The sequence below is a fragment of the Ensifer sp. NPDC090286 genome (assembly GCF_044769565.1).
Lineage (GTDB): Bacteria > Pseudomonadota > Alphaproteobacteria > Rhizobiales > Rhizobiaceae > Ensifer.
This window is the reverse complement of record NZ_JBIVYF010000002.1, coordinates 354,461-378,158: the sequence shown is the minus strand read 5'-3', so window position 1 is coordinate 378,158 and position 23,698 is coordinate 354,461. Positions and strand designations below refer to the sequence as shown.

At 64.5% G+C, this 23,698-nt stretch carries 18 protein-coding genes; 11 read left to right on the top strand and 7 right to left on the bottom strand.

Annotation, left to right across the window (positions count from 1 at the left end):
* Positions 1 to 17: 17 nt before the first annotated feature.
* On the top strand, positions 18 to 707 hold the full coding sequence (locus tag ACIQUG_RS11970; RefSeq protein ID WP_210335958.1) for a helix-turn-helix domain-containing protein: 690 nt from the start codon (positions 18 to 20) through the stop codon (positions 705 to 707).
* A 54-nt stretch (positions 708 to 761) separates the two neighbouring features.
* Here ACIQUG_RS11970 and ACIQUG_RS11965 read toward each other — a convergent pair whose 3' ends face one another.
* A complete protein-coding gene (locus tag ACIQUG_RS11965; RefSeq protein ID WP_402321505.1) occupies positions 762 to 1,733 on the bottom strand; it encodes a quinone oxidoreductase family protein in 972 nt (323 codons plus the stop codon).
* Between the two features lie 165 nt (positions 1,734 to 1,898).
* On the opposite strand from ACIQUG_RS11965, the gene ACIQUG_RS11960 reads away from it, so the two are divergent.
* Entirely contained in the window at positions 1,899 to 2,768 is an 870-nt protein-coding gene (locus ACIQUG_RS11960) for a LysR substrate-binding domain-containing protein (protein ID WP_402321502.1), read from the top strand.
* A gap of 24 nt (positions 2,769 to 2,792) precedes the next feature.
* On the opposite strand, the gene ACIQUG_RS11955 is transcribed toward ACIQUG_RS11960, so the two are convergent.
* On the bottom strand, positions 2,793 to 3,833 hold the full coding sequence (locus ACIQUG_RS11955) for a dipeptidase (protein WP_402321498.1): 1,041 nt from the start codon (positions 3,831 to 3,833) through the stop codon (positions 2,793 to 2,795).
* 245 nt (positions 3,834 to 4,078) lie between these two features.
* On the opposite strand from ACIQUG_RS11955, the gene ACIQUG_RS11950 reads away from it, so the two are divergent.
* Complete coding sequence (locus tag ACIQUG_RS11950; RefSeq protein ID WP_402321495.1) at positions 4,079 to 5,599, top strand: serine hydrolase domain-containing protein; 1,521 nt, start codon at positions 4,079 to 4,081, stop codon at positions 5,597 to 5,599.
* Between the two features lie 84 nt (positions 5,600 to 5,683).
* A complete protein-coding gene (locus ACIQUG_RS11945; protein WP_402321492.1) occupies positions 5,684 to 6,583 on the top strand; it encodes a LysR family transcriptional regulator in 900 nt (299 codons plus the stop codon).
* Positions 6,584 to 6,609: 26 nt separating this feature from the next.
* Here ACIQUG_RS11945 and ACIQUG_RS11940 read toward each other — a convergent pair whose 3' ends face one another.
* Entirely contained in the window at positions 6,610 to 7,470 is an 861-nt protein-coding gene (locus tag ACIQUG_RS11940; RefSeq protein WP_402321489.1) for a D-amino-acid transaminase, read from the bottom strand.
* A gap of 73 nt (positions 7,471 to 7,543) precedes the next feature.
* On the bottom strand, positions 7,544 to 8,602 hold the full coding sequence (locus tag ACIQUG_RS11935) for a P1 family peptidase (protein WP_402321486.1): 1,059 nt from the start codon (positions 8,600 to 8,602) through the stop codon (positions 7,544 to 7,546).
* Positions 8,603 to 8,936: 334 nt separating this feature from the next.
* Here ACIQUG_RS11935 and ACIQUG_RS11930 point away from each other — a divergent pair, with 334 nt between their 5' ends.
* Genes ACIQUG_RS11930 through adiC form a run of 3 tightly spaced genes read left to right on the top strand, consistent with a single transcriptional unit; the run spans position 8,937 to position 14,223 of the window.
* Positions 8,937 to 10,280, top strand: a complete 1,344-nt coding sequence (locus ACIQUG_RS11930) for an amino acid permease (protein ID WP_402321483.1) — start codon at positions 8,937 to 8,939, stop codon at positions 10,278 to 10,280.
* Positions 10,281 to 10,334: 54 nt separating this feature from the next.
* Entirely contained in the window at positions 10,335 to 12,635 is a 2,301-nt protein-coding gene (locus tag ACIQUG_RS11925) for an Orn/Lys/Arg decarboxylase N-terminal domain-containing protein (protein WP_402321480.1), read from the top strand.
* A 22-nt stretch (positions 12,636 to 12,657) separates the two neighbouring features.
* Positions 12,658 to 14,223: an arginine/agmatine antiporter gene (gene adiC, locus ACIQUG_RS11920; protein ID WP_402321477.1), complete on the top strand. Its 1,566-nt coding sequence runs from the start codon at positions 12,658 to 12,660 to the stop codon at positions 14,221 to 14,223.
* A gap of 54 nt (positions 14,224 to 14,277) precedes the next feature.
* Here the strand turns inward: adiC and ACIQUG_RS11915 are convergent, their stop codons facing one another.
* Complete coding sequence (locus tag ACIQUG_RS11915) at positions 14,278 to 14,622, bottom strand: winged helix-turn-helix transcriptional regulator (RefSeq protein WP_402321474.1); 345 nt, start codon at positions 14,620 to 14,622, stop codon at positions 14,278 to 14,280.
* A gap of 101 nt (positions 14,623 to 14,723) precedes the next feature.
* Here ACIQUG_RS11915 and ACIQUG_RS11910 point away from each other — a divergent pair, with 101 nt between their 5' ends.
* Both ACIQUG_RS11910 and ACIQUG_RS11905 read left to right on the top strand, forming a co-directional pair.
* A complete protein-coding gene (locus tag ACIQUG_RS11910; RefSeq protein ID WP_402321471.1) occupies positions 14,724 to 15,767 on the top strand; it encodes a zinc-binding alcohol dehydrogenase family protein in 1,044 nt (347 codons plus the stop codon).
* A gap of 179 nt (positions 15,768 to 15,946) precedes the next feature.
* A complete protein-coding gene (locus tag ACIQUG_RS11905) occupies positions 15,947 to 18,745 on the top strand; it encodes an autotransporter domain-containing protein (protein WP_402321468.1) in 2,799 nt (932 codons plus the stop codon).
* Between the two features lie 19 nt (positions 18,746 to 18,764).
* Here ACIQUG_RS11905 and ACIQUG_RS11900 read toward each other — a convergent pair whose 3' ends face one another.
* Positions 18,765 to 19,703, bottom strand: coding sequence for an AraC family transcriptional regulator (locus ACIQUG_RS11900; RefSeq protein WP_402321465.1), 939 nt, complete (start codon positions 19,701 to 19,703; stop codon positions 18,765 to 18,767).
* A gap of 107 nt (positions 19,704 to 19,810) precedes the next feature.
* On the opposite strand from ACIQUG_RS11900, the gene ACIQUG_RS11895 reads away from it, so the two are divergent.
* The gene (locus ACIQUG_RS11895) at positions 19,811 to 21,013 is read left to right on the top strand and encodes an MFS transporter (RefSeq protein ID WP_402321462.1); all 1,203 of its coding nucleotides are present in this window, start codon (positions 19,811 to 19,813) and stop codon (positions 21,011 to 21,013) included.
* A 184-nt stretch (positions 21,014 to 21,197) separates the two neighbouring features.
* Here the strand turns inward: ACIQUG_RS11895 and ACIQUG_RS11890 are convergent, their stop codons facing one another.
* On the bottom strand, positions 21,198 to 22,277 hold the full coding sequence (locus tag ACIQUG_RS11890) for a DUF930 domain-containing protein (RefSeq protein WP_402321460.1): 1,080 nt from the start codon (positions 22,275 to 22,277) through the stop codon (positions 21,198 to 21,200).
* A gap of 373 nt (positions 22,278 to 22,650) precedes the next feature.
* Here ACIQUG_RS11890 and ACIQUG_RS11885 point away from each other — a divergent pair, with 373 nt between their 5' ends.
* Positions 22,651 to 23,694 carry an amino acid ABC transporter substrate-binding protein gene (locus ACIQUG_RS11885; RefSeq protein WP_402321457.1) on the top strand — a complete coding sequence of 348 codons (1,044 nt, stop codon included), beginning with the start codon at positions 22,651 to 22,653 and terminating at the stop codon, positions 23,692 to 23,694.
* The last annotated feature ends 4 nt before the right edge of the window (positions 23,695 to 23,698 follow it).

Here is a 23,698-nt window from a genome sequence, read left to right as displayed (position 1 = left end):
CGAGAAGGGGACAGACAGTGACGACGGCGGACCATGCCAGCGGCGCATCGACCGGCGCGGCAGAAACGCCGTCGCTTGGCGATCGCCTGCGCCAGCGGCGAAAGAGCTTGAAGATGACGCTTCAGGAGGTCGCCGACGAGGCCGGTTTTTCCGTCGGCTTCATCTCGCAGATCGAGCGCGGCATCACCGTTCCGTCGCTGACCTCGCTGATCGCCGTCTGCCGGACCTTGAAGGTCGAGGCCGGCAGCTTCCTCAACCCGCCGAAGGTGGCGACGCCGTTCACCCGGCGCGAACACCGGCCGGTCTATGGGCTCGGTGGAGAAAGCGGCAAGGCCGTCTCCTACGAGCGGCTCTCCGCGTCCTTTCCCGGCAACGTGCTCAGAAGCACAATCATCCACGAGCCGCCCGGCCATCGCAGCGAACCGATGTCGCATGAGGGGGAGGAGATCTTTTTCATCCTGAAGGGAGCACTGACGCTGGAAGTTGACGGCGAAGCGATGGTTCTGGAGCCGGGCGATTCCGCCCATTTCCCGTCGCTGCGCACCCATACGATGTGGAACCACACCAGCGAGCCGACCACGATCCTGCACACCTGCACGATGGACGTCTTCGGCGACGGCGCCCCCTCCGGAAGCCCCGCCGACAGCTTAGCCGTGACCCGAGCCGAAAACCGGCTCGACGCCAGCGGGATCGCCGAAGACAAGTGACAGGCGCCGCAACCGGCACCGTCACGCGTTTGTCGAATGGCTCGCCCCGCTGATCTATGGCAGGAGCACCATGGCACCCGTCGTCTGACGTCCTTCGAGCCGGCGATGCGCCTCGGCTACCTCGGAAAGCGGCAGGCGCGCGTGCACGGGGATCTTGACCGCGCCGCTTGCGACGACGGCGAAGAGATCCTTGCTCATCGCCAGCACGTCCTCGCGCCGGACAAGATGCGCGGGCAACAGCGGCCAGGTGGCGTAAAGCGACCCCTTCTGCGCCAGCGTCGTGATATCGAAGGGCGGGATCGGGCCGGATGCGGCACCGAAACTGACGAAGTGACCGAAGGGGCGCAAGCTGTCGAGCGAACCTTCGAACGTCGCCTTGCCGATGCTGTCATAGACGACATCGACCCCCTCGCCTTTGGTGATTTCGCGCACGCGCGCCGCAAAATTCTCGTTGCCGTAGTCGATCACGTGGTCCGCACCGTTGGCCAGCGCAAGTTCGGCCTTCTCCGGCGAACCGACGGTGCCAATGACCTTTGCGCCAAGATGTTTCGCCCATTGCGTCAGGATAAGGCCGACACCGCCGGCAGACGCATGGACGAGGATGGTATGACCGGCCTCGACCCGGAAGGTGCGACGCAACAGATATTGCGCCGTCAGGCCCTTCAGCATCATCGCTGCGCCCGTCTCGAAATCGATGCCGTGAGGCAGATGCACGAGGACACGGGCAGGCACATTGTGCTCCTCCGCATAGGCGCCGAGCGCTTCGGCGTAGGCGATGCGGTCCCCCGGCTTGAAGCCCTCGACGCCAGGCCCGACCGAGATCACCTCGCCCGCTCCCTCTTTGCCTGGGATGAAAGGAAGCTGCGGCGGTGGGTAGGCGCCGCTGCGCAGGTAGATGTCGACGAAGTTGACGCCGATCGCCCGGTTGCGCACGCGCACTTCACCGGGGCCGGGTTCGTCGAGTTCGACATTTTCATAGGCGAGCACATCAGGCCCGCCGTGCTGATACACGCGGATAGCTTTCATCGATCTGGTCCTCTGGTTGGTCGGCTGGCCCGGGCAGCCTCCAAGCGACGGTCGATGCCAATCTGCTTGGTGTTGCCCCGCCTTCCTCGCTGATCACATCTGACAGATAGCCATGCGTGAGCCCCCCGTGTAGACTGATATCAATGACAACAGAGTTCAAAGATCGTGATATCTGATCAGATCAGCATCGACCTCCTGCGCAGCTTCGTCGCGGTCTGTCGACAGGGCAGCCTGAACCGCGTCGCCACCCAGACCGGCCGTACGCAATCGGCGCTGAGCATGCAGATGCGGCGGCTAGAAGATCTTCTCGGCCGGCAACTTTTCACCCGCACCGGTCGTGGCGTCGTGCCAACACCCGAAGGCGAATTGTTTCTGGGATACGCCACGCGCATGCTGGCGCTCGGCGACGAAGCGGCGGCGCGGCTGCGACAGGCGGACCTGAGTGGTGGCGTGCGGGTCGGGCTTGCCGAGGAAGTGGCAACGACGGCGCTGCCCGAAGCGCTCGGGCGATTGCGGCGCGGCTACCAAGAGATCCGGCTCGATGTTGTCGTCGAACAATGCGTGGCGCTTGGAAAGACCTGGCCCGAAGGGGACCTCGACATCATGGTCGTGCCGACCTCGGTGGTCACCGCCGACGCCCTCACCACCTGGAACGTCGAACTGCAATGGGTCTGTGCGACGGACTACGCTTTCGACGAAACGCGGCCGATCGACCTCGTCGCCTTCGCCGCGCCCTGCCTCTGGCGCCGGCGCATGATCGAGACGCTGGCCGACCAGGGCCGGGAACACCGGATCACCTTTACCAGCCAGAGCATCACGGCGCTGCAGGCCGCGATCGAGAACGGCCTCGGCATTGGTTTGCTTCCGCCGGAAGCGATCCGCGCCGGCACGATGCGGGCGCTGCCCGCTTCGTCTGCCGTGCCGAAGCCGTTTGCCGTGCAATATGGGCTTTTCGCCCGGGATCGACGCACGGCCGCTGTGGATTGCGCGATCAGCGTGCTCCTCGAAGCCCTGCCGATCGCTTCCAGGACCTAGCGCCTGCGCGGCTCCGGCCGGCGCTCACGCGCCCCAGGTCGTCTCCAGCACGCGGATCCAGTTGCCGTGGCAGATCTTGGCGAGCGCCGCATCGTCATAGCCGCGGGTGCGCAAGAGGTCGACGAGGAGCGGCAGATCGGCCGCGCTGCGCATGGCGGCCGGGATGGCCGTACCGTCGAAGTCAGAGCCGAGCGCCACATGCTCGATACCGATACGCTCGACGATGTAGTCGATGTGGTCGACAAGGAGCGAGAGCGGCGTATCCGTGTTTCTGGTCCCGTCCGCGCGCAGGAAAAGGACGCCGAAGTTGATGCCGGCCAAACCGCCGCTGTCCCTGATGGCGTCGAGCTGACGGTCCGTCAGGTTGCGGCTGTGCGGGCAGAGCGCATGCACGTTGGAATGGGAGGCGACGAGCGGCGCCTGCGACAGCGCGGCGATGTCCCAGAAGCCCTGCTCGTTCATATGCGAAAGGTCGAGCATGATCTTCAGCTCGTTGCAGGCGCGCACCAGATCCTTGCCGGCCTCGCTGAGCCCCGGACCGATATCGGGCGAGGAGGGAAAGCGGAAGGGAACGCCATAGGCAAAAATGTTCGGCCGGCTCCAGACGGGGCCGAGCGTGCGCAGACCCGCGGCGTGAAGCACGTAGAGCGGGTCGAGATCGGCGCCGACCGCCTCGATACCCTCGATGTGCAGCACCGAGGCAAAGGCACCCTTGTCCACTGCGGCGCGGATATCGGCAGCACTGCGGCAGATCTTCAGCCGACCCTCGGACTGGCGCTCGATCCGCATCAGCAGGCTCGCCATGCCGAGCGTGGCTTCGAGCGCGCTTTGCTGATCGGGCGTTGCGAACTCGCCGCTGCCGTCCTTGGCGAGGCCCGGCGATGCCACATAGACGGCGCAGAGGCCGCCGGCGAGGCCACCCGCCGCGGCCTTGTCGAGATCGATATGCCCGGTATCGACACCATCGAGGAAACGACGCTCGGCAGCGCCGCCCGGCGAACGCCAGAGCCGCGACAGCACGTCGTTATGTCCGTCAAAGACCGGGATTTTCGCTTGCGTCGCCAATTCTGGACCGCCTTCTCAACCTGTTGTCCTCAAGCGCGACTCATGGATAGTCGCCGACGGACCATAGACATTGGGTGCGCGAACCGCACCCTTTTTCCCCGCTGCCCTAACCCGATGCAGGCAGACCGGGCAAATGCAAACCGTGCATAGGCCCTGCCGGAATCGGAATTGGCGGCACAAGGCACTGTCGTGCTTAGTCGGGAATACGCACGGGAAACCGCTGCGGTCAGGATTGGAGAATGGACATGACGAAGCCGGCAACGCTCGATTGGCAGGCCGCCGAAGCGGCTGCGGGACGCCTGACCGCACAATGGGCGGCGGACGAGCCGGGCGGCGCGGTCATCGGCTTCGACGCATCCGGCATCTGCTTCTCGCATACGGCTGGCGTCGAGAGCCTCGCGACATCCGCACCCTTCACGGTCGACAGCGTCGCGCGCTATGCGTCGCTCACCAAGCACGTGTTCTCAGCGATGGTGCTGGCCCATGCCGATCTCATCGGTCTCGACGATCCGCTCGGCCAACACCTTCCGGAACTGCGCTCGCCGCTTGCCGACGTGACGGTCGGGCAGGCGCTCGACATGACGAGCGGCCTGCCGGATACCCGCGAATGCCTGTCGTTGCTCGGCCTTTCCGTCTACACGGAGACGAAGGCGGGACCGCTGCTCGAATACCTCTCACGCCTGGAGCGGCTGAACTTTGACGCCGGCAGCGAGGTCTCCTACTCCAACACAGGCTATCGCCTCATCGAAGCGGCTTTGGAGCGCCGGGATTTCCGCTTCGACGATTTCGTCCAATCGGAAATCGCCGGCCCGCTTGGCATTGCGCTGAAAGCGCCGGATGTCTGGAACGATCCGGTGGCGGGCCTCGTTCCCGGATACTGGCACTCGGGCGAAAGCTGGCAGCTTTCTGCCGCCGGCCTGCACATTTCCGCGTCGGGCAGTCTCACCGGCAGCGCCCGGGCGCTTGCTACCTGGCTGCAGGCCCTGCTCGATGACAAAGGTCGCTTCGCCGGTCTTCTGCAAAAATTGCGGGCACCCCGGTATCTCGCCGACGGACGCTCGACGGGCTATGGTCTCGGCCTGCGCAATTCGTCGCTCGGCGGCCGCGAATTCGTCGGCCATGGCGGATCGCACCCCGGCTACAAGACCTATTTTCTGCTCGATCCCGAGACGCGCGTCGGCTTCGTCGTCGTCTCCAACCGCGAGGACACCAACGGCTACAAGATCGCGCTCGAAAGCATGGCAGCGCTCACCGGGCTCGCGCTGCCGGATCCCGCGGCTGACCTCGGCGACGGTTTCTATGTGACGCAAACCGGCCCCTGGTGGATCGAGGTCAAGGGCAGCACCTGCACCTATCTCGATGCGGACGAGACGCTCTACGACGACGGCGACGGCTGGGTCTCGTCGCGCTCCGCCTCATCGCCCCTGCGACTGCGCCGCGACGGCGCCGCCCTTGTCGGAGAGATCGGGCATGCCGCGCGACGCTTCCTTCCAGCCGCAACGGCCGAGCCGCTGCCGGCATCGCTCTCCGGGGTCTGGTGCTCGGACGAAGGCGCGGAGTTCACGATCGAGAACGGCGCGGTATTGATGGGCGTCGGTCCCGTCCGTCAGACCATGGCGCTCACGCCGCTTGGCAACGGTCGCTTCCTGTTCACGTTGAGCGATGGGCCCTGGGTCAAGCGCATCTGCTTGCATCTCCTCGGGCCCGATCACCTCGAACTGGTGACAAGCCGTGCCCGGATGATCGAATATCGCCGCCGCGCCTGATTTTTCTTGATGGCGCGCGGGCGCTGCCTCAAAAGAAGCCCGGTCGCCGGCGAATGACGGGCCGGACTTCAGGAGTGCATGCCCGTGGAAATCAAATGGCTTGAGGACTTTCTGGCGCTCGCCAGCACGCTGAACTTCTCGAAGGCGGCGGACGAGCGCCATGTCACCCAATCCGCCTTCAGCCGGCGCATCCGACAGCTGGAGGCCTGGCTCGGCACAACGCTCGTCGACCGCGCGACCTATCCTTCGCGCCTGACGGAAGCGGGATCGAAATTCGTGCCGGTAGCGCAGGACACACTGAAGCAACTCTATCAGGCGCGACGCAATCTGCAGCAGGAGGAGGGCTCCGACGCCCGCACCATCAAGCTGACGGCGCTGCACACGCTCTCCTTCACCTTCTTTCCCGCGTGGATGACACGGGTCAACGCCCGGAGCGGGCCGCTCTTTTCCCGGCTTCGCCCGGATTCCGGCAGCATGGAGGAAAACCTCAACTCGCTCGTCGACGGCGAATGCGACTTCCTGCTCACCTACGCCCATACCCAGGTTCCGCACCTGCTCGATCCGCAGGCTTTCGAGCATCGCGTGCTCGGGCACGAGCGCATCATCCCGGTCTCGGCGGCGAATGAAGCGGGCGCGCCGCTACACCGGCTCGAAGGCGGCACGAAACCTTTCCCGCATCTGCGCTACGAAAAGTCGTCCTTCTTCGGTCAGCTTCTCGACGACCTGATCGGCCCCACACTGCCGCCGGCGCAAAGGGTGCACGAAGGCAGCATGTCGGTGGGCTTGAAGGCCATGGCGGAAGCCGGCTGGGGCATCGCCTGGGTGCCCGAGAGCCTGATGACGGACGAGCTGGCGAACGGCGCGCTGGTCAGGGCCGCCGACCCGCGCTGGGACGTGAGCGTCGAGATCCGGCTCTACCGGTCCAAGGAGAACCGCCGCCCAGTGGTCGGTCGCGTCTGGCAGAATCTGGAAGCTGTCGCTTAAGCGACAGCCTGGCCCGCACGGTCGAGCTAGATCGCCGTTCGCCGCGCGTGCTCCAAATAGAGTTCGCGCAGGCGCCTGACCACCGGGCCTGGCTCACCGCTACCGACAGGCTTGCCGTCGATGCGGGTGATCGGAGCAACGAAATTCGAAGCGCTGGTCAGGCACGCTTCGCGAGCGTTGAGCGCCTCTTCGAGCGTGAAGGGGCGTTCTTCCAGCGTCATTCCCTGTTCGGCGGCGAGCGCCAGAGCCGCGAGCCTGGTGCAGCCGGGCAGCGTCTTTTGACTGTTGCCGCGCGTGACGATGCGGTTGTCCGCAGTCACGATGTAGGCGGTCGACGATGCGCCTTCGGTCACGAACCCGTCCTCGATCATCCAGGCCTCATCGCAGCCTTCGGCCTTGGCGATCCGCTTGGCGATCACCTGCGGCAACAGGCACACGCTCTTGATGTCGCGGCGCGCCCAGCGCTGGTCGGGCACGGTCTTGACCGACAACCCCTTGGTGGTGGCAGTCACCAGCGTCTTTGCCTGGGTGAAGAGCACCAGCGTCGGCTTGATATCCTCTGAGAACAGAAAGTTCCGGTCCTCGGCGCCCCGGGTAAGCTGCAGATAGACCATGCCTTCGACAAGGCCGTTTTCTTCGATCAGCCGCTTTTCGATCCCGACGATCTCGTCGGTCGATACCGGCAACGGCACATCGATTTCACGCGCGCAGCGCTCCAGGCGCGCCATATGCGAGGCGCTGTCGATCAGCTTGCCCTCGAGCACGGCGGTAACCTCGTAGATGCCATCGCCGAAGAGGAAGCCGCGGTCGAAGATCGAGAGGCGCGCTTCGTTCTCCGGCAAGAACTCGCCGTTGAGATAGACGGTGCGGATGGACGGCTGGGACATGGGGGCTCCGTAGGAATTGGTTTGGCAGAAGCGCATGGATCGCAACACCGGGCGCGATCCAAAGTGCGCAAAATCAGTTTTCGTTGAGCGCGCGAAGCCGTTCGAGCGAGATCGCCTCGACCGTGCTCGGCTTGCCGTTCGCGGCGTTGAAGCCGTGCGTCGTGCACGCCATCGTCAGAGAATTGAGGATCGCCTCCTCAGTCGTCTCGATCGCGGCTTCAAAGAGCGGCGACATCAGGTCGTTCGGAAGGTCCGGATAGTCGGCAATCGCGGCTCGCCGCGCCTTGGTGCGGCGCACGCTAGCCGCAGTCGAGAAGGCAAGCGCATAGTCGCCGGAACCGTTGCTGAGTGCCGCCCCGGTGCGGGCGAGACCGCCGAAGGCGCGTTCGGCCAGGCGCTTGAGATTGCGGGCAGACAGCGGCGCATCGGTTGCAACCACGATGACGATCGAGCCGTCCCGGTCGTGTGCCGCCGGCGCATCGTAGGCACGGCCGCAGACGGTGAGCCGGCCGCCATAATTGGATTGGACGAGCACGCCGAGCGTAAAGACCGAGCCGGCCGCCTTCACAAGACGCGAACTCGTGCCGATGCCGCCCTTCAGCCCGAAGGCCACCGTGCCGGTTCCGGCACCGACAGCCCCCTCTTCGACGGCACCGGTCTTCGCAGCGGCCAGGGCAGCGCCGATCTCGTCGACCGTCGGGCGGCTGGCGCGGATGTCGTTGAGGCGGGAATCGTTTGTCTCGCCGACGACCGCGTTCAGCGACACGACCTTCTCGTTGTCCGGCTGCGCCAGAGTCCAGCGATTGACCGCCTCGATAGCCCGCCCCGTCGCCAGCGTGTTGGTGAGAACGACGGGCGTTTCCAGCTCGCCAAGTTCGTCGATCTGGGTGGAACCCGCAAACTTGCCGAAGCCGTTGAGCACGGCGAAGCCGGCCGGCACCTTGTCCTGAAAGAGGTTGCCGTCATGCGGCAGGATGGCGGTCGCCCCGGTGCGGATGTGGTCCGCGTCGACAACGGTGGCCTGGCCGACGGCAACGCCCGGGACATCGGTGATCGCGTTGAGCGGACCCGGCTCGTAGACTCCTGGCCGGAAACCAAGATCTCGAAGGCGCAAGCGCTTGATATTCGTCATTTTTTCGTCGTTTTCCCGTCCATCGGCCTGTTCGCGAAGCAGGCATTTCGTCGCAGGGCAACCTACATCCCCCGGCGGCAAAACGGCATCGCAAAAATGGAATAGTTTCATGAGAAGCCTGCAACGCCAGCGATCGCGAAGGCTCGTCACGAGCGGCGGTCAAAACCGATCTTGCAGAAGCACCGCGTCGGCGCATGCGGCGACTGATAGTGGAGTGAAATAAAGCAGTTGCAACCATAAGAAACAGTTCATAAGTTCGCCTCGTCCTTGGCATTTGGAACGACGGCACTCGATGATGAAGCCGCTTGATGCAACCGCCAGCAATTCTCCGCAAATGACGTCCGCAGGGACGGGCGCCCGCCCGAGCCTCGGCATCTGGGCCTGCTCGGCGCTTGTCGTCGGCAATATCATCGGCTCCGGTTTCTACCTGTCGCCTGCAGCGCTCGCCCCTTATGGCGCCGCCGCACTCGTCGGCTGGGTCGGCATGGCCATTGCCGCCATGTGCCTCGGACTGGTCTTTGCCCGGCTTGCCAGCGTCAGGCCCGCGACCGGTGGCCCCTACGCCTACAGCCGCATGGCTTTCGGACCGTTCGCCGGCTTTCTCGTCGCCTGGGCCTACTGGATATCGATCTGGGCTTCGCTGCCGGCGATCGCCATGGCCTTCGCCGGATATCTCGGCGTCTTTTTCCCGAACCTTCAGCATGTGCCAGGCGGGTTCACCGCGGTTTCGCTTGCCGCCATGTGGCTGGTCGCTGCCATCAACATGTTCGGCGTCAAGAGCGCCGGCCGTTTTCAGGTGGTGACCGTCGGGCTGAAGCTCGTTCCCTTCATCGCCATCGCGCTGTTCGGCCTCTTCTGGATCGAGCCGCAGAACCTGACGCCCGTCAATCCCAGCGGCCTCTCCGTCCTGGGCCTGATCTCCGCCACCGCCCCACTGACGATGTTCGCCTTCCTTGGTATCGAGTCGGCAACCGTGCCGGCCGGCGATGTCGACGACCCGAAACGCACGATCCCGCGGGCGACGATCCTCGGCACGCTCTGCTGCGGCCTGGTTTTCATTCTCGGCACGCTCGTCGTGATGGGCACGGTTCCACGCGAAGCGCTTGCCCGTTCCGCCGCCCCCTTTTCCGATGCGGCCTTCATGATGTGGGGCTGGTGGGGGAGCACGCTGGTAGCGGCCGCGGTCGTGCTTTCGTCGATCGGCGCGCTCAACGGCTGGACGCTACTGATGGCGCAGGTGCCAATGGCGGCGGCGCGCGACGGCCTGTTCCCGCCGGTTTTCGGCCGCCTGTCGAGCCGCGGCGTCCCTCAGTGGGGCATCGTCGTGTCGATGCTGCTCGCCTCGGCACTGCTGGTGCTGCAGACCTCGGGCGTCTCCGGGCTGATGGCTGTTTATCGCTTCGCCGTCGATCTTTCGACCACGGCGGCCATGGTGCCTTACGTCTTCTGCAGCCTCGTCGAGGGCGCGCTTTTCCTGGCGCTCGCGCGTCCGCGCGACGCGGAGTGGGCCGGCATCCGCATTGGCCCCTACAGGCCCTATGCGCTGGTCGCCTTCTTCTTTTCCCTTTGGACGGTCTACGGCAGCGGACCTCAGGCGGGCCTCTGGTGCCTGCTGCTGCTGCTCGTGGCGCTGCCCGTTTACCTGTCGGTCGAAAGGAAGGAGCGATCCACCAGCTGACACTTCGAAATACCCCCACCCGCACCTAGCACCAAACTATGGAGAGGATTGGATATGAGCACGTCAAACAGGGGTCACCGCCGCCTCGGCATGAAAGCACTCGTTCTTGACGACGAGATCAGCGAGGAAAGTGCTGCCGGCCGCGCCGTTCGCTCGCTGATCGCGGAACTCGAGCGCCGCCAGATCGAGGTGGTGACCGCCGAAAGCGCTGACGACGGTATCGCCGTGATCAGGTCCGATCCCGCTCTCCAATGCGTGCTGGTCGACTGGGACCTCGGACCGGACGGTCATGAACAATCGATCGAAGTCGTCGAGGCGCTGCGTAAGCGCAACGGCACCGTTCCACTGCTGCTCCTTGCCGACCGCAGCGTCGCCTCGTCGGTGCCTGCCGACATCATGGCGAAGGTCGACGATTTCGTCTGGATGCTCGAAGACACGATGGACTTCGTCGGCGGGCGCATCCAGGCGGCAATCGAGCGCTATCGTTCCACCGTGCTGCCGCCGATGTTCAAGGCGCTCGCCCAGTTCTCACAGGTGCACGAGTATTCCTGGCATACGCCAGGACACACCGGTGGTACCGGATTCCTCAAGTCCCCGCCCGGCCGCGCCTTCTTCGAGTTCTTCGGCGAACCGCTGCTGCGCTCGGACCTGTCGATTTCGGTCGGCGAACTTGGGTCGCTGCTCGACCATTCCGGGCCGATCGGCGCCAGCGAAAAATATGCCGCCCGCGTCTTCGGCTCGCACCGCAGCTACCACGTCACCAACGGCTCCTCGACATCCAACCGCGTCATCCTGATGGCGAGCGTCAGCCGCGACCAGATCGCGCTCTGCGACCGCAATTGCCACAAGTCGGCCGAACACGCGATGACCATGTCGGGCGCCGTGCCGACCTATCTGGTGCCGACCCGGAACCACTACGGCATCATCGGCCCGATTCCGCCGGAACGGCTGACGGCGGTGGCGATCCGCAAGGCGATCGACCAGAACCCGCTTGCCGCCGACCTCTCGGACAAGGAGCCGAAGCACGCGATCATCACCAACTCGACCTATGACGGTCTTTGCTACAACGTCACCCGCGTCGAGGAACTGCTCGGCGCCAGCGTCGACCGGCTGCATTTCGACGAAGCCTGGTACGGCTACGCCCGCTTCAACCCGATCTATCGCGACCGCCACGCCATGCACGGCGATCCGAAGGCGCATACGGCCGACAAGCCGACGGTCTTTGCCACCCAGTCGACGCACAAGCTTTTGGCCGCCCTTTCGCAGGCCTCCTTCATCCACGTGCGCGACGGAAGGAAGCCGATCCCGCATGGCATCTTCAACGAGACGTTCATGATGCACGCCTCGACCTCGCCAAACTACGCGATCATCGCCTCGAACGACGTTTCGGCTGCGATGATGGACGGCCCCGGCGGAGCGGCGCTCACCAATGAATCGATCGAGGAAGCGGTCTCCTTCCGCCTGATGATGTCGCGGCTCGCCAACGACGCGGCCGAGCGCGGTGACTGGTTCTTCGATTGCTGGCAGCCGGACACGGTGCGCGACCCGAAGACCGGCCGCACCAGCCCCTTCCACGAAGCCTCGCCGGAATCGCTTGCGACCGATCCGTCCTGCTGGGTGCTGAAGCCGGGAGCCGCATGGCACGGCTTCGGCGAGATCGAGGACGGTTATTGCATGCTCGACCCGATCAAGGTCTCGATCGTCACGCCGGGTGTTGCGCCCGGCGGCGGGCTGATGCCGGTCGGCATCCCCGCGAGCCTCGTCACCGCCTATCTCGATGCCCGGGGCATCGTCGTCGAGAAGACGACCGACTTTACCATCCTGTTCCTTTTCTCGCTCGGCATCACCAAGGGCAAGTGGGGCTCGCTCGTCAGCGCGCTTTGCGACTTCAAGCGCGACTACGACGCCAACCTCACCCTCGAAGTGGCGATCCCGTCGCTGATCGAGGACCACCCGGAGCGCTACGCCGGCATGGGCCTCAAGGATCTTGCCGACACGATGTTCTCGGCGATGGACCAGTTGAAGACCACGGCCTCCATGGCGGCCGGCTTCTCCGTGCTGCCGCATCCGGACCTGAGCCCGGTGCGCGCCTATGAGCGGCTGGTGCGCGGCGAGGTGGAACAGGTGACGCTCGACCATCTGGCCGGCCGGACCGTCGCGACCGGCGTCGTGCCCTATCCGCCGGGCATTCCGCTGCTGATGCCGGGCGAAAACGCCGGCCCCGCCGATGGTCCGGTCCTCGGTTATCTCAAGGCGCTCGAGGCCTACGACCTCCGGTTCCCGGGCTTTACCCATGACACGCACGGGGTCGAGGTCGAGAACGGCCTTTACCGCGTCTATGTCCTGACCCGTTGAACCGGCCCTGGGAGCAACGAACATGGCTGCTGTCGATAGCGCATCCAAGGCCACATCGTCGGGTGTGGCGGACTCCGCCAAGATCGGGCTCGTTCCCGCGACCCTGATGGTCGCGGGCAACATGATGGGCTCGGGCGTCTTCATGCTGCCGGCGAACCTCGCCGCGGTCGGGTCCATCGCCGTCTTCGGATGGCTGATCACCATTGCCGGCGCGATTGCGCTGGCCCTGACCTTCGCCAAGCTGGCGGCGATCGACCCCGCCGCCGGCGGGCCCTACGCCTATACGCGCAAGGCCTTCGGCGACTACATGGGCTACCAGACGAACCTTATCTACTGGCTCGCCAATGTCGTCGGGAATGTCGGCCTGGCGGTCGCCGGTCTCGGTTACCTCACCGCCTTCTTCCCGATGCTGCGCGATCCTCTCGTGTCTGCGCTGGCGCAGGTGGCGCTGATCTGGTTCTTCACCTACGCCAACATCCTTGGGCCGAACGTCGTCGGCAGGCTGCAGTCCTTCACCACTTCCTTCGCCCTGGTGCCGATCCTCGGCATGGCGATCTTCGGCTGGTTCTGGTTCTCGCCGGCGACCTTCTCCGAAGGGTGGAACGTGTCGGGCAAGGACAGCTGGGCGGCGATCATGGCGACGCTGAACTTCACCCTGTGGGCCTTCATTGGGGTCGAGAGCGCGTCGGTCTCGGCGGGCGTCGTGCGTGACCCGCAGCGCAACGTGCCGATCGCGACCGTCGGCGGCGTCATCCTCGCCGCCGTCGCCTATATCCTATCGTCGACCGTCATCATGGGCATGATCCCGAACAAGGAGCTGATCGCCTCCTCGGCGCCCTTTGCCGATGCCGCGCGCCTGGCGCTCGGCGATACGGCCGGTGCCGTCGTCGCGATCTGCGCAGCCCTCGGTTGCCTGGGCTCGCTTGCCGGCTGGACGCTGCTCGTCGGGCAGACCGCCAAGGCCGCGGCCGATGACGGGCTCTTCGGCTCGATCTTCGCCAAGGTCAATTCCAAGGGCGTTCCCTCGGCCGGCCTTGCGATCGTCGCGGTCATCATGACGGTTCAGGTCTTTGCAACGATGTCGCCGACGGCCAGCGAGCAGTTCGGCAAGATCGCCTCGATCGCCGTGATCATGACGCTGCTGCCCTACATCTACTCGGCGATCTCCATCAAGGTGCTCGGCTACAAGAAGATGCCGGCAAGCACGTACAACTGGTATGTGATCATCGGCCTGGCCGCGGCGATCTACAGCCTGGTGGCGTTGATCGGTTCCGATGGTGAGCAGACGCGCTGGTCGCTGATCTTCGTGATCTCGACTATCGTCTTCTACTCGGCCGCGATCACCCGCAAGCGCGAGATCGACGAGAAGCACATCGACCCCGGCGGCCACGCCCCGACCTGGATCCGCTACGTCACCGTCACCGTGACGGTCGCAGCGCTCGTCGCGCTGTTCTGGGTCTCGGTCGGCCGCCATCGCGCCGAAACGCTGCGAACGCGCTCACCGGTCCCGCCGGCCGAAAGCACCGTGCAGCCCGCCGCCGGATCTCCGGCGGCGGTGCTACCGGCCGAGAGCCAGCCGGCGCAATAGCCAAGAAAAAGGGGCGGTGGATGCAGCCGCCGCCCCTCGTCCTTCGGTGAACAGCTATTTGACGTCGGCGCGCCGCGCCATTCGTCCCCTGCCCCATTCTTCCGCAAGCGCAATCAACGAACGCAGGCTCTCGCCTTCGGCCGTGACACGGTACTCCACCCGCGGCGGCACCTCGGCATAGACGGTCCGATCCACAAGACCGGCTGCCTCAAGTTCGCGCAATTGCTTGGTCAGGAGCCGCTGGGTGATCCCCGGCATGCGCCGCTGCAGCTCATTGAAGCGCAGGTATTCGGCCGAGAGCAGATGATGCAGGACGACGCCCTTCCATCGGCCGTCGATGAGATCCAGCGTGACCTCGACAGGGCATCCCGGAATGTTGCGATAGTGCTTGTCAGCCATGATAGTTCCCTTTCGGGAACTATATACGGAAATTTACCGTACTTGCGAAGATGGCAGGTAATGGCGACGTTGGGCAGGATTGCAAGTGACGGACAGGATCCATGAAAGCCATCTCGTTTCAAACAGCCCCTGAAAACCAAGCCGCGCCCTTATTCCAAGAGATCGAACTGCCGACACCGGTGCCAGGCCCTCGCGACCTGCTCGTCCGTATCGAGGCCGTTTCGATCAACCCGGTCGATACCAAGGTGCGGGCGGGCCCTGTTGCCGTTCCGAACGGTGTCGTGACACTTGGCTGGGACGCGGCGGGAACCGTGGTCGCCGTCGGCACAGAGGCGCGTTTGTTCAAACCGGGCGATGCGGTGTTTTATGCCGGCACCTTCACACGCTCAGGCGCCAACGCCGAGCTCAATCTCGTTGATGAACGCATGGTGGGCAGCAAGCCGCGCTCGCTTTCCTTTGCACAGGCGGCGGCCCTTCCCCTGACGGGCCTTACCGCCTGGCAGCTCCTGTTCGATCGGTTCGCCGTGCCGGCGACCAAATCGTTCGATGGCGGCGCACTCCTGATCGTCGGCGGTGCCGGCGGGGTCGGCTCCGTGCTGACGCAACTCGCCCGCAGACTGACCGGCCTGACGGTGATTGCGACCGCGTCGCGCGAGGAAAGCCGAGACTGGTGCCTGCAGATGGGCGCACATCATGTCCTCGACCATCGCCGGCCGTTGCCACAGCAGGTGGAAGCGTTGGAAGCGCCACCGGTGCGCTATGTCGCCTCGTTGACGCACACCGCGCAGCACTTTGCCGAGCTGATCGAGATCATCGAGCCGCATGGAAAGATCGGTGTGATCGACGATCACGACAGCCTCGATGCCGCACCGCTCAAGGCCAAGAGCCTTTCGCTGCACTGGGAAATGGTGTTCACCCGCCCGCTCTATGGCACTGCCGATCTCATCGGGCAGCATCGCATCCTGAACGAGGTCGCGGCACTCACCGATGCAGGCATCCTGCGCTCGACGATGACGCGTTGCCTGTCGCCCTTTTCCGCCGAAGCCCTCGAAGAAGGACATCAGTTGGTGGAGAGCGGTTCCATCGTTGGCAAAGTCGTCATGAGCCGCACGGCGGCGCAGTCAAGTGATGATCCTCATCGTTAGCAGCGGACGGGAAGCGCGGCTGGACAATCGGTCGACTGGACGACTGAAATACGGCAACTGCCGTATTTCTTGGGGCGCGGCACGCCGCTAACTTGCGCGTGCCCACGCCGTGAATCTCCGTTTTCTTTCAATGCCCTGCGCCACGGATGCGCCACGCTGGCGGGCGTTGGGGACCTGCTTTGAAAAAGAACTGCCGCACGATCACCCGTCTTGCCGCCCTCATGTTATCGACGGCCCTGCCCTCCTTGGCGCTTGGGCAAGGCGCTGGCGATCCGCGAGATCCGGAAACGTGGCGCACGCCGGAGTTCAAGGCACAGTGGGGGCTAAGGGCGATCCATGCCGAATATGCCTACATGCTTGGCCTCGACGGCAGCGGCATCAAGGTTGGCGTGGTCGATAGCGGCCTCGACATCACCCATCCCGAGTTTGTCGGGCGCTATGTGGAAGGCATAACATTCGACCCGGACAAGCCGTGGAATTCGATCGCCGAGGGCCACGGCACCATGGTTACCTCTGTCATTGCCGCCAATCGCGACGGGGTCGGCATGCATGGCATTGCCCCTGGCGCAACCATCGTCGCCGTGGGGGCGTCGGACAGGCCCGGCTATGTCGATTTCGATGCGACCAATTATGGCATTCGGACGCTGGTAAATCAGGGCGTGCGGATCATCAACAACAGCTATGGCGGTGGGTTCGCAGGCGAATTGACTGCTAAACAGTTTGAAGCAGAAATGCCGGGCAATCTCGCCACCTATCGCTATGCGGTATCCCAGGGCGCGCTACTGATCTTCGCAAGCGGTAATGCGGGCGGAACAGAGTCCTCGTTGTTGGCAGGCGCGCCCTACCTGTTTCCGGAATTGGAACCAGGCTTTCTGGCCGTCGTTGCGACCGGCCCCTCGCGCATAGCCAATTGGTCGAACCGGTGCGGCGTCAGCATGGATTGGTGCCTTGCAGCACCTGGGGGTGACGATGTTGAGCGATGGGACGAGGAAAAAGGCGAATGGGTATGGGCCGCCCCGGAGAACAACATCATGGTTGCAACGCCCGGCGGCAGCTACGTCAGAGAAACCGGCACGTCGCTTGCGGCCCCTTTCGTCGCGGGCACGGCAGCCTTGGTTGCGCAGGCTTTCCCTTACATGACAATGCAGCAGGTGCGGCAGGTCTTGCTGGGGACTGCGACCGACTCCGGTGATCCGGGTGTTGACGCAATCTTCGGCTACGGCCTCGTCAGCGCCGGCAGAGCGGTGCGTGGCCCGGGCAAGTTCGACTGGGGCGATTTTCACGCTGACGTCCCCGACGGGCAGAGCAGTTGGTCGAACGACATCACAGGACAAGGTGGCCTGATCAAATCAGGCGATGGCGTGCTGATGCTGCACGGGAACAGCACATATGGCGGCGATACGCGCATCGATGGCGGCATTCTGGCACTTTCCGGCAGCATCGCCTCCAACACCGTTGTCGATAAAACCGGCACGCTTTCGGGCGACGGCATCATCCACGGCAACATCGACAATGGCGGTGCGATCTATCCCGGATGGGCCGGGCAAGGCGGCGCTCTGACCGTGAACGGCAACTATCGCCAGTCAAGCGACGCCTGGTTCCTCGTCAATCTCGACGCCCCCGACGGGAGCAGCCGGCTGGATGTCACCGGCACGGCGGACATCGCCGGCATGGTGGATGTCAGGGTCAGGCCAGAAAACTACCGGGGTGATGGCCGCCATACCATCCTTTCCGCAGCGGGCGGCGTCAGCGGACGTTTCGAGGACGATTGCGGCTGCTACGCGTTTCTCGATCTCTCACTGGCCTACGACCCGACCACCGTCTATCTCGACGTCGCCCGCAACGGCGTGGCCTTTGCGGATGTAGCAACCACCCGCAACGCTGCGGCAACCGCTGCCGCAATCGAGCATCTTGGCATCGGCCGATCCCTGCATGATTTCGCGGTGACCCTTGACGCCGCTACCGCCTCCGATCTTTTCGGCCAGCTGCCCGGCGAAGTCTACGGCTCGACCGTGACCGGCCTGATCGAAAACAGCCAGGTCATCGGCAACCAGATGAACGACCGGCTGCGCTCCGCCTTCGAGACCGTCGGCGCGAAGGCTTTGCCGATCGTGGCAGCGGATGATCTCACGACAGGGTCGATTGCGAAGGAGGCACAGTCGGGCGCCTGGGGCTCGGCCTTCGGCACCTGGGGCCACACGGATGGTGACGGCAACGCCGCCGCGCTATCGCGTTCCACCGGCGGCTTCGTCGCCGGCCTCGACGGCCTCGTCAACGATGACTGGAGACTCGGCTTCCTCGCCGGCTACAGTTCGTCGAGCTTCAAGGTGGACGACCGCCGTTCGTCCGCCTCCGGCGACAACTATCATCTCGGCGTCTATGGCGGCACGGAGTGGGGCGCCCTGTTGTTCCGATCGGGCCTTGCCTATACGTGGAGCGATATCGACAGCAGCCGCAATGTGATCTCGCCGGCGCTGGTCGACAGCGTGACCGCCGACTACCGCGCGGGCACCACGCAGGTGTTCGGCGAACTCGGCTATGGCATGCAGGCGGGCAGTCTTTCCTTCGAGCCCTTTGCCAATCTCGCCTATGTCAACGTGCAGACCGACAGCTTCACAGAGAAGGGCGGCGCAGCGGCCCTATCCGTACGCGGCGGCTCCGACGACATGACCTTCACCACTATCGGCCTGCGGCTGGCGACCGATTTCGACCTTGGAACGGCAAAAGCGACCGCCCGAGGCGTCATCGGTTGGCGACACGCGTATGGCGACGTCACGCCGGCGGTTTCCCAGGCGTTTTCCGGCAGCGACGCCTTTTCCGTCGCCGGCACACCGATCGCGCGCGACAGCGCCCTCATCGAGGCCGGTTTCGACTTTGCCGTTTCACCGACGGCAACGCTTGGCATCTCCTATCAGGGGCAACTCGCCTCGACCACACACGATCATGGCGTGCGGGCCGATCTCGCCATCAAGTTCTAGCGGCTGATGGCCTCGCCGGTCACGAAGCGATCTGCTCGGGCGCCGGCATCGGGCTGCGCGAATGGCTTGGCGGCGCGCCCATGATCTTGCGGAAGGCGCGGCTGAAGGACGCCTCGGAATCATAGCCGAGACGGTTGGCGACATGGGCGACGCGCTTTCCTTCACGCAGCCACTGATGCGCCTGGTGCATGCGCATCCGTGCCACGTAGCGCGCCGGCGTCTCGCCGACGGTATCGGCGAAGCGCTGGGCGAAACCCGAGCGCGACGCGCCCATGAGCTTTGCGAGTTCCGGCACCGTCCAGTCCTTCGTCGGGTCGAGATGGATGGCGGCGAGCACCCGGCCGACCTCCGGATGACGCACGGCGGCAAGCCAGCCGGTCGATGTGCCGCAGCCGTGCTCCACCCAGGCGCGGATGATCGTCGCGGTCAGCACGTCGGCAAGCCGCGCCAGGATGCCGCCGGAGCCGACGCGCTGCATCGCCGCCTCGCGCGTCATGGTATCGAGCAGCGACGGGATCGACGGCTCGTTTGAGGCCAGGTCGCTGGTGCGCATGACCGACGGCATGAGCTGCAGGAGCGGGTGCAGCCGGTCGACGTTGAACTGCATCACCGCGAAGAACAGCAGGTTCTGGGTATCGGAATTGGGGCATTGCACGTCGACGATGCCGTCGCAAAGCTGCCGTTTCGGCAAGTCGTGGATCGAGATCGTCGGCAGGCCGGGCTTGCTGGCAAGCACATGCGCGTCGCCACGCGGCAAGAGCACGGCATCGCCGGGCGTCAACTCGACCCAGGCGCCATCGGGGCTCTGGAGATGGGCCGAACCGGACGCGAGAAAGTGAAAACGCGCTGGTTCCTGCGCCGGATAGGCGGTTGCCCATGGCGCACAGGGCTGACAACGCCCATATTCTACTCCGTCTAACCTCAGGCCGCGCAGGATGTCGGTCAGCGCATCGGTCATGGGTCACTCCAGCTTTGGACAAACGGCACAGTGTTTTGGATTTTCTAGCATAGAAACTCCAGTAAGCCATGCATATTTTCATCTCACCTGCAATGGAGATAGAAATTATGGATGGCATCGTCGCAAGGCCCACGGGCGAGGCGGATGAACAAGAAAAGCCGCTATGGGCGGCGGTCGTATCCCTGGCGCTCGGCGTTTTCGGCCTGGTCACGGCGGAATTTCTGCCGGCAAGCCTGCTGACGCCGATGTCGGCCGATCTCGGCGTTACCGTCGGCGCGGCCGGACAATCGGTGACGACCACGGCGGTGGTTGCCGCCATCGCCGGCCCGGCGATCGTCGTCTACACCGGTCGCTTCGACCGCCGCAACGTGCTGCTCACATTGACGGCGCTTCTCATCATTTCCAGCCTGATCGCCGGCTTCGCATCCAGCCTTCCGATGCTGCTTGTCGCGCGCTTCCTGCTCGGCATTGGTCTTGGCGGTTTCTGGGCCCTGTCGCTGGCGCTTGCCATGCGGCTCGTTCCAGGCCGGCTGATGCCGCGCGCCATGGCGATCGTGATGTCCGGCGTTTCGATCGCGACCGTCTGCGCGGCCCCGGTCGGCGCCTGGATCGGCGCGACGCTCGGCTGGCGCTACGCCTTCCTGCTTGCCGCCGCCGTCGGCATCGTCACCTTCATCGTCCAGGCGCTGACCGTTCCGCGCCTGCCGCCGAGGGGGACCACCGGCCTCAATACCATCCTCAACGTATTGAAGCGTCCCGCGATCCGGCTCGGCCTTGCCACCATCCTGCTGGTCGTCACAGGTCACTTCGCCGGCTTCACCTACGTTCGGCCGTTCCTCGAGCAGGTGCCGCAGTTCGGCGTCGAGGCGATCACCGCCATCCTGCTCGCCTTCGGCGTCGGCGGCTTCTTCGGCAACATTGCCGGCGGCTTTCTAGCCGAACGCAGCACACGCCTTGCGATGATGTCGGCGGCGGCCGGCGTCGCCGCCACCACGTTGATTCTGGGGCTCGCCGGTGCCCTGCCAGCCGTCGCTATCGCGGCCACCGCCGTCTGGGGTTTTGCCTTCGGCGCGCTGCCGGTCAGCGTCCAGTCGTTCCTGAGCCGGGCTGCCGGCGATGAGGCCGAAGGTGCGGGCGCTGCCACGCTCACCACCTTCCAGATCGCCATTTCCACCGGCGCAATCCTCGGTGGCCTGCTCGTCGAACTGCAGGGACCGGCCGGCGTGTTCCTGTTCGCCGCGGTGTCGGCGCTGCTCGGAACCTCGCTGGTGTCTGTCTATCGCGAGCGGGTTCTTCAACCGGCGGAGTAACAACAAACGCATCAGCTTGGTGCGGGAGTGGCAACTCGCACCTGCGCCTGCCGGGCTCATTAGGTCCGGCAGGCAAAGTGTTTCTCAGCGCAGCGCGGCGACCGGGGTCACGGCGGGCGCTGCACACAGCGAGCGTAGGGGGCTCGGTCGGCGACCACACACCCCTCTACCCACGACGCAAGGATCAATTCCCCGGAAGCCGTCGCTCCTTCCAGGCTGCTTTCGGCACCTCGCCACCGATCGCTATGCTGAAGGAGGTCACTTCGGTCGCATCTTCATTGACGACGCAATTGAAGTCGACGTCGTACCAATTCGATTTGTTCTGGTAGGCCCCACCGCTGGCGTCCATACGGTTTCTGGCGATGAAGCCGCCCTTCGGTCCGAATGGCACCAACCCTTCGGGCGGGGTATCCGGCCGTTGGCTGCGGATCTGTTCCAGGGCCTCGAGATTGCACAGTTGCAGGATCCGCCTCTTGACCGGCAGGTTGATCAGGGCCTGCTTGACCCGCGGGTCGGCAATCGACTTTGCAGAATAAAGTTCTTTTGCTTCGGTCAACTTGCTCGGAACGGGCTTGAGGTCGACCTTTGCCGCAGCATCGGCCGGCTTGGTCTTTGTGGTCCCTTCCGACTTGGCCGTCTGGGGCTTGGCGTCAGGCGTTTCTTTTGGTTCAGGCTTGGCTTCGGCCACCGTCGCCGCAGGCTTTTCATCCGCCTTCTGCGTGGCGCTGTCAGTGGATCTCGCAGGCACGGCAAGCGTTGACGGGGGCTTCGGCTCCTTGACCGGTTCTTTTTTCTCGGCCGAAGGCGCCGTTGCCGGCTTATCCGCCGGCTTTGCCTTGTCGTCCACGGCCTTTGCCGGCTCGGAAGCCTCGGTCTTTTTCTCCGTCTCGCGCGCAGCCGGCGGAAGCTCTGCCTCCTTGTTGTCCTGCTTTGTCTTGGCCATCGCCGAGGCGAAGGATTGCGGCATTTGCTGCGCCGGCTTGGGTTGCGGCTTCGGGTCTGCCTTCGGCTGGGGCTGAGGCTTGGGCTGCGGCTTTGGCTGTTCAGCCTTCTTCTCTTCGCCCTTTTTCGGCGCCGCCTTCTTTTGCTCTGCCTGCTTCTGCTCGGCCTTCTTCGGCTCTTTCGCCTCTGCCGGCGGCGGAACGAGCTCGACGTTGACGGTCTGCTCCTTCGGCGGCTTCGGCAGCTCGAACGGCAGGTCGTACAAAAGGAAAAGGGCGACGACGAGGTGCAGGGCGACCGACACCGGCGCGCCCCATCCCATCCGTTCCCGCCAATTTCCCGCAAAAAGCTGCATCGCCAAGGAGATAAACCAATCGACGGGCGGAACCTAGGAGCTTCCGCCGATCTCAACAAGAGGCATAGGCCTGCATATGCAGCCGGAGTTTTGCGCTGCAGCGTGCCGGTCATCGGTCGAGGGCGAATGCAATGCCCCCTTCTGGGGTCATCGCCAGCAACCGATGAGCTCTTGTCAAAAACGTTCCCGGCAAAAACGAGGCGGCGAAATCTGTTTCGGGTCCCGCGCTTATTTCGCACAATCATACCTATTATATAATTTCTATAGATTTAATTTTTAAGCACGCCTCAAGCGGCTCTGGCCGGTGGCGAAATGACATTCTTTGGCTTTGGGGACCCTTATGCAGCGAACTTCCACTCACCGAAAACTTTTCACAAAAGCCTTTGCCGCGACGGCAGCGCTGGCTGCCGGCCTGATCGCCACTTCGGCGCTTGCCGGCGAAACGCTCGACAAGATCAAGGCGCGCGGCGTCATCAAGGTCGGCGTTGGCACCACACCGGGCTTCTTCTCGCCCGACAGCAACGGCCGCTGGCAGGGCTTCTTCGTCGACTTCGGCCGCGCCATCGCCATCACCGTCTTCAACGATGCCGAGAAAGTCGAGTTCACCAATTCGTCGCCGCAGCAGCGTCTGCCGGCGCTGCAATCGGGCGAGTTCGACATTCTGCTTTCGGGTGTCACCCAGACGGTGAGCCGCGCCTTCAAGCTTGGCTTCCACTTCGGCCCCGTCGTCTTCTACGACGGCCAGGGCCTGCTGGTGCGCAAGGACCTCGGCGTATCCAAGGGCGAGGAACTCGACGGTGCGACGATCGGCGTCCAGAGCGGCACGACCGGTGAACTCAACATCGCCGATTTCTTCCGCAAGACCGGCAAGGCTTTCACGCCGGTCACGATCGAGGAGACCGGCGAATTCCTGAAGGCGCTCGACAGTGGCCGTGTCGACGCGCTCACCCAGGATGCGACCGACCTTGCCGCCAAGCGCACCCAACTCTCCAAGCCCGACGACTACGTGCTTCTTCCGGAGCGCCTGTCGAAGGAGCCCTTGGCGCCGGCAATTCGCGCCGGTGACGACCAGTGGCTCGAAATCGTCAACTGGACCGTCTACGCAACGATCCAGGCGGAAGAGTTCGGCATCACCAAGGACAATGTCGATACCTTCCTCAAGAGCGAAGACCCAGCGATCAAGCGCTTCCTCGGTGTCGATCCGTCGCTCGGCGAAGCCATCGGTCTCGATCCGAAGTTCGCCTACAACATCGTCAAGACCGTCGGCAATTACGGCCAGATCTTCGAGCGCAACGTTGGCAAGGGCACGCCGCTCAACTTCGAGCGCGGCTACAACCAGCCCTGGACGGCAGGCGGCCTGCTCTATTCGCCGCCGTTCCGTTGAGCCG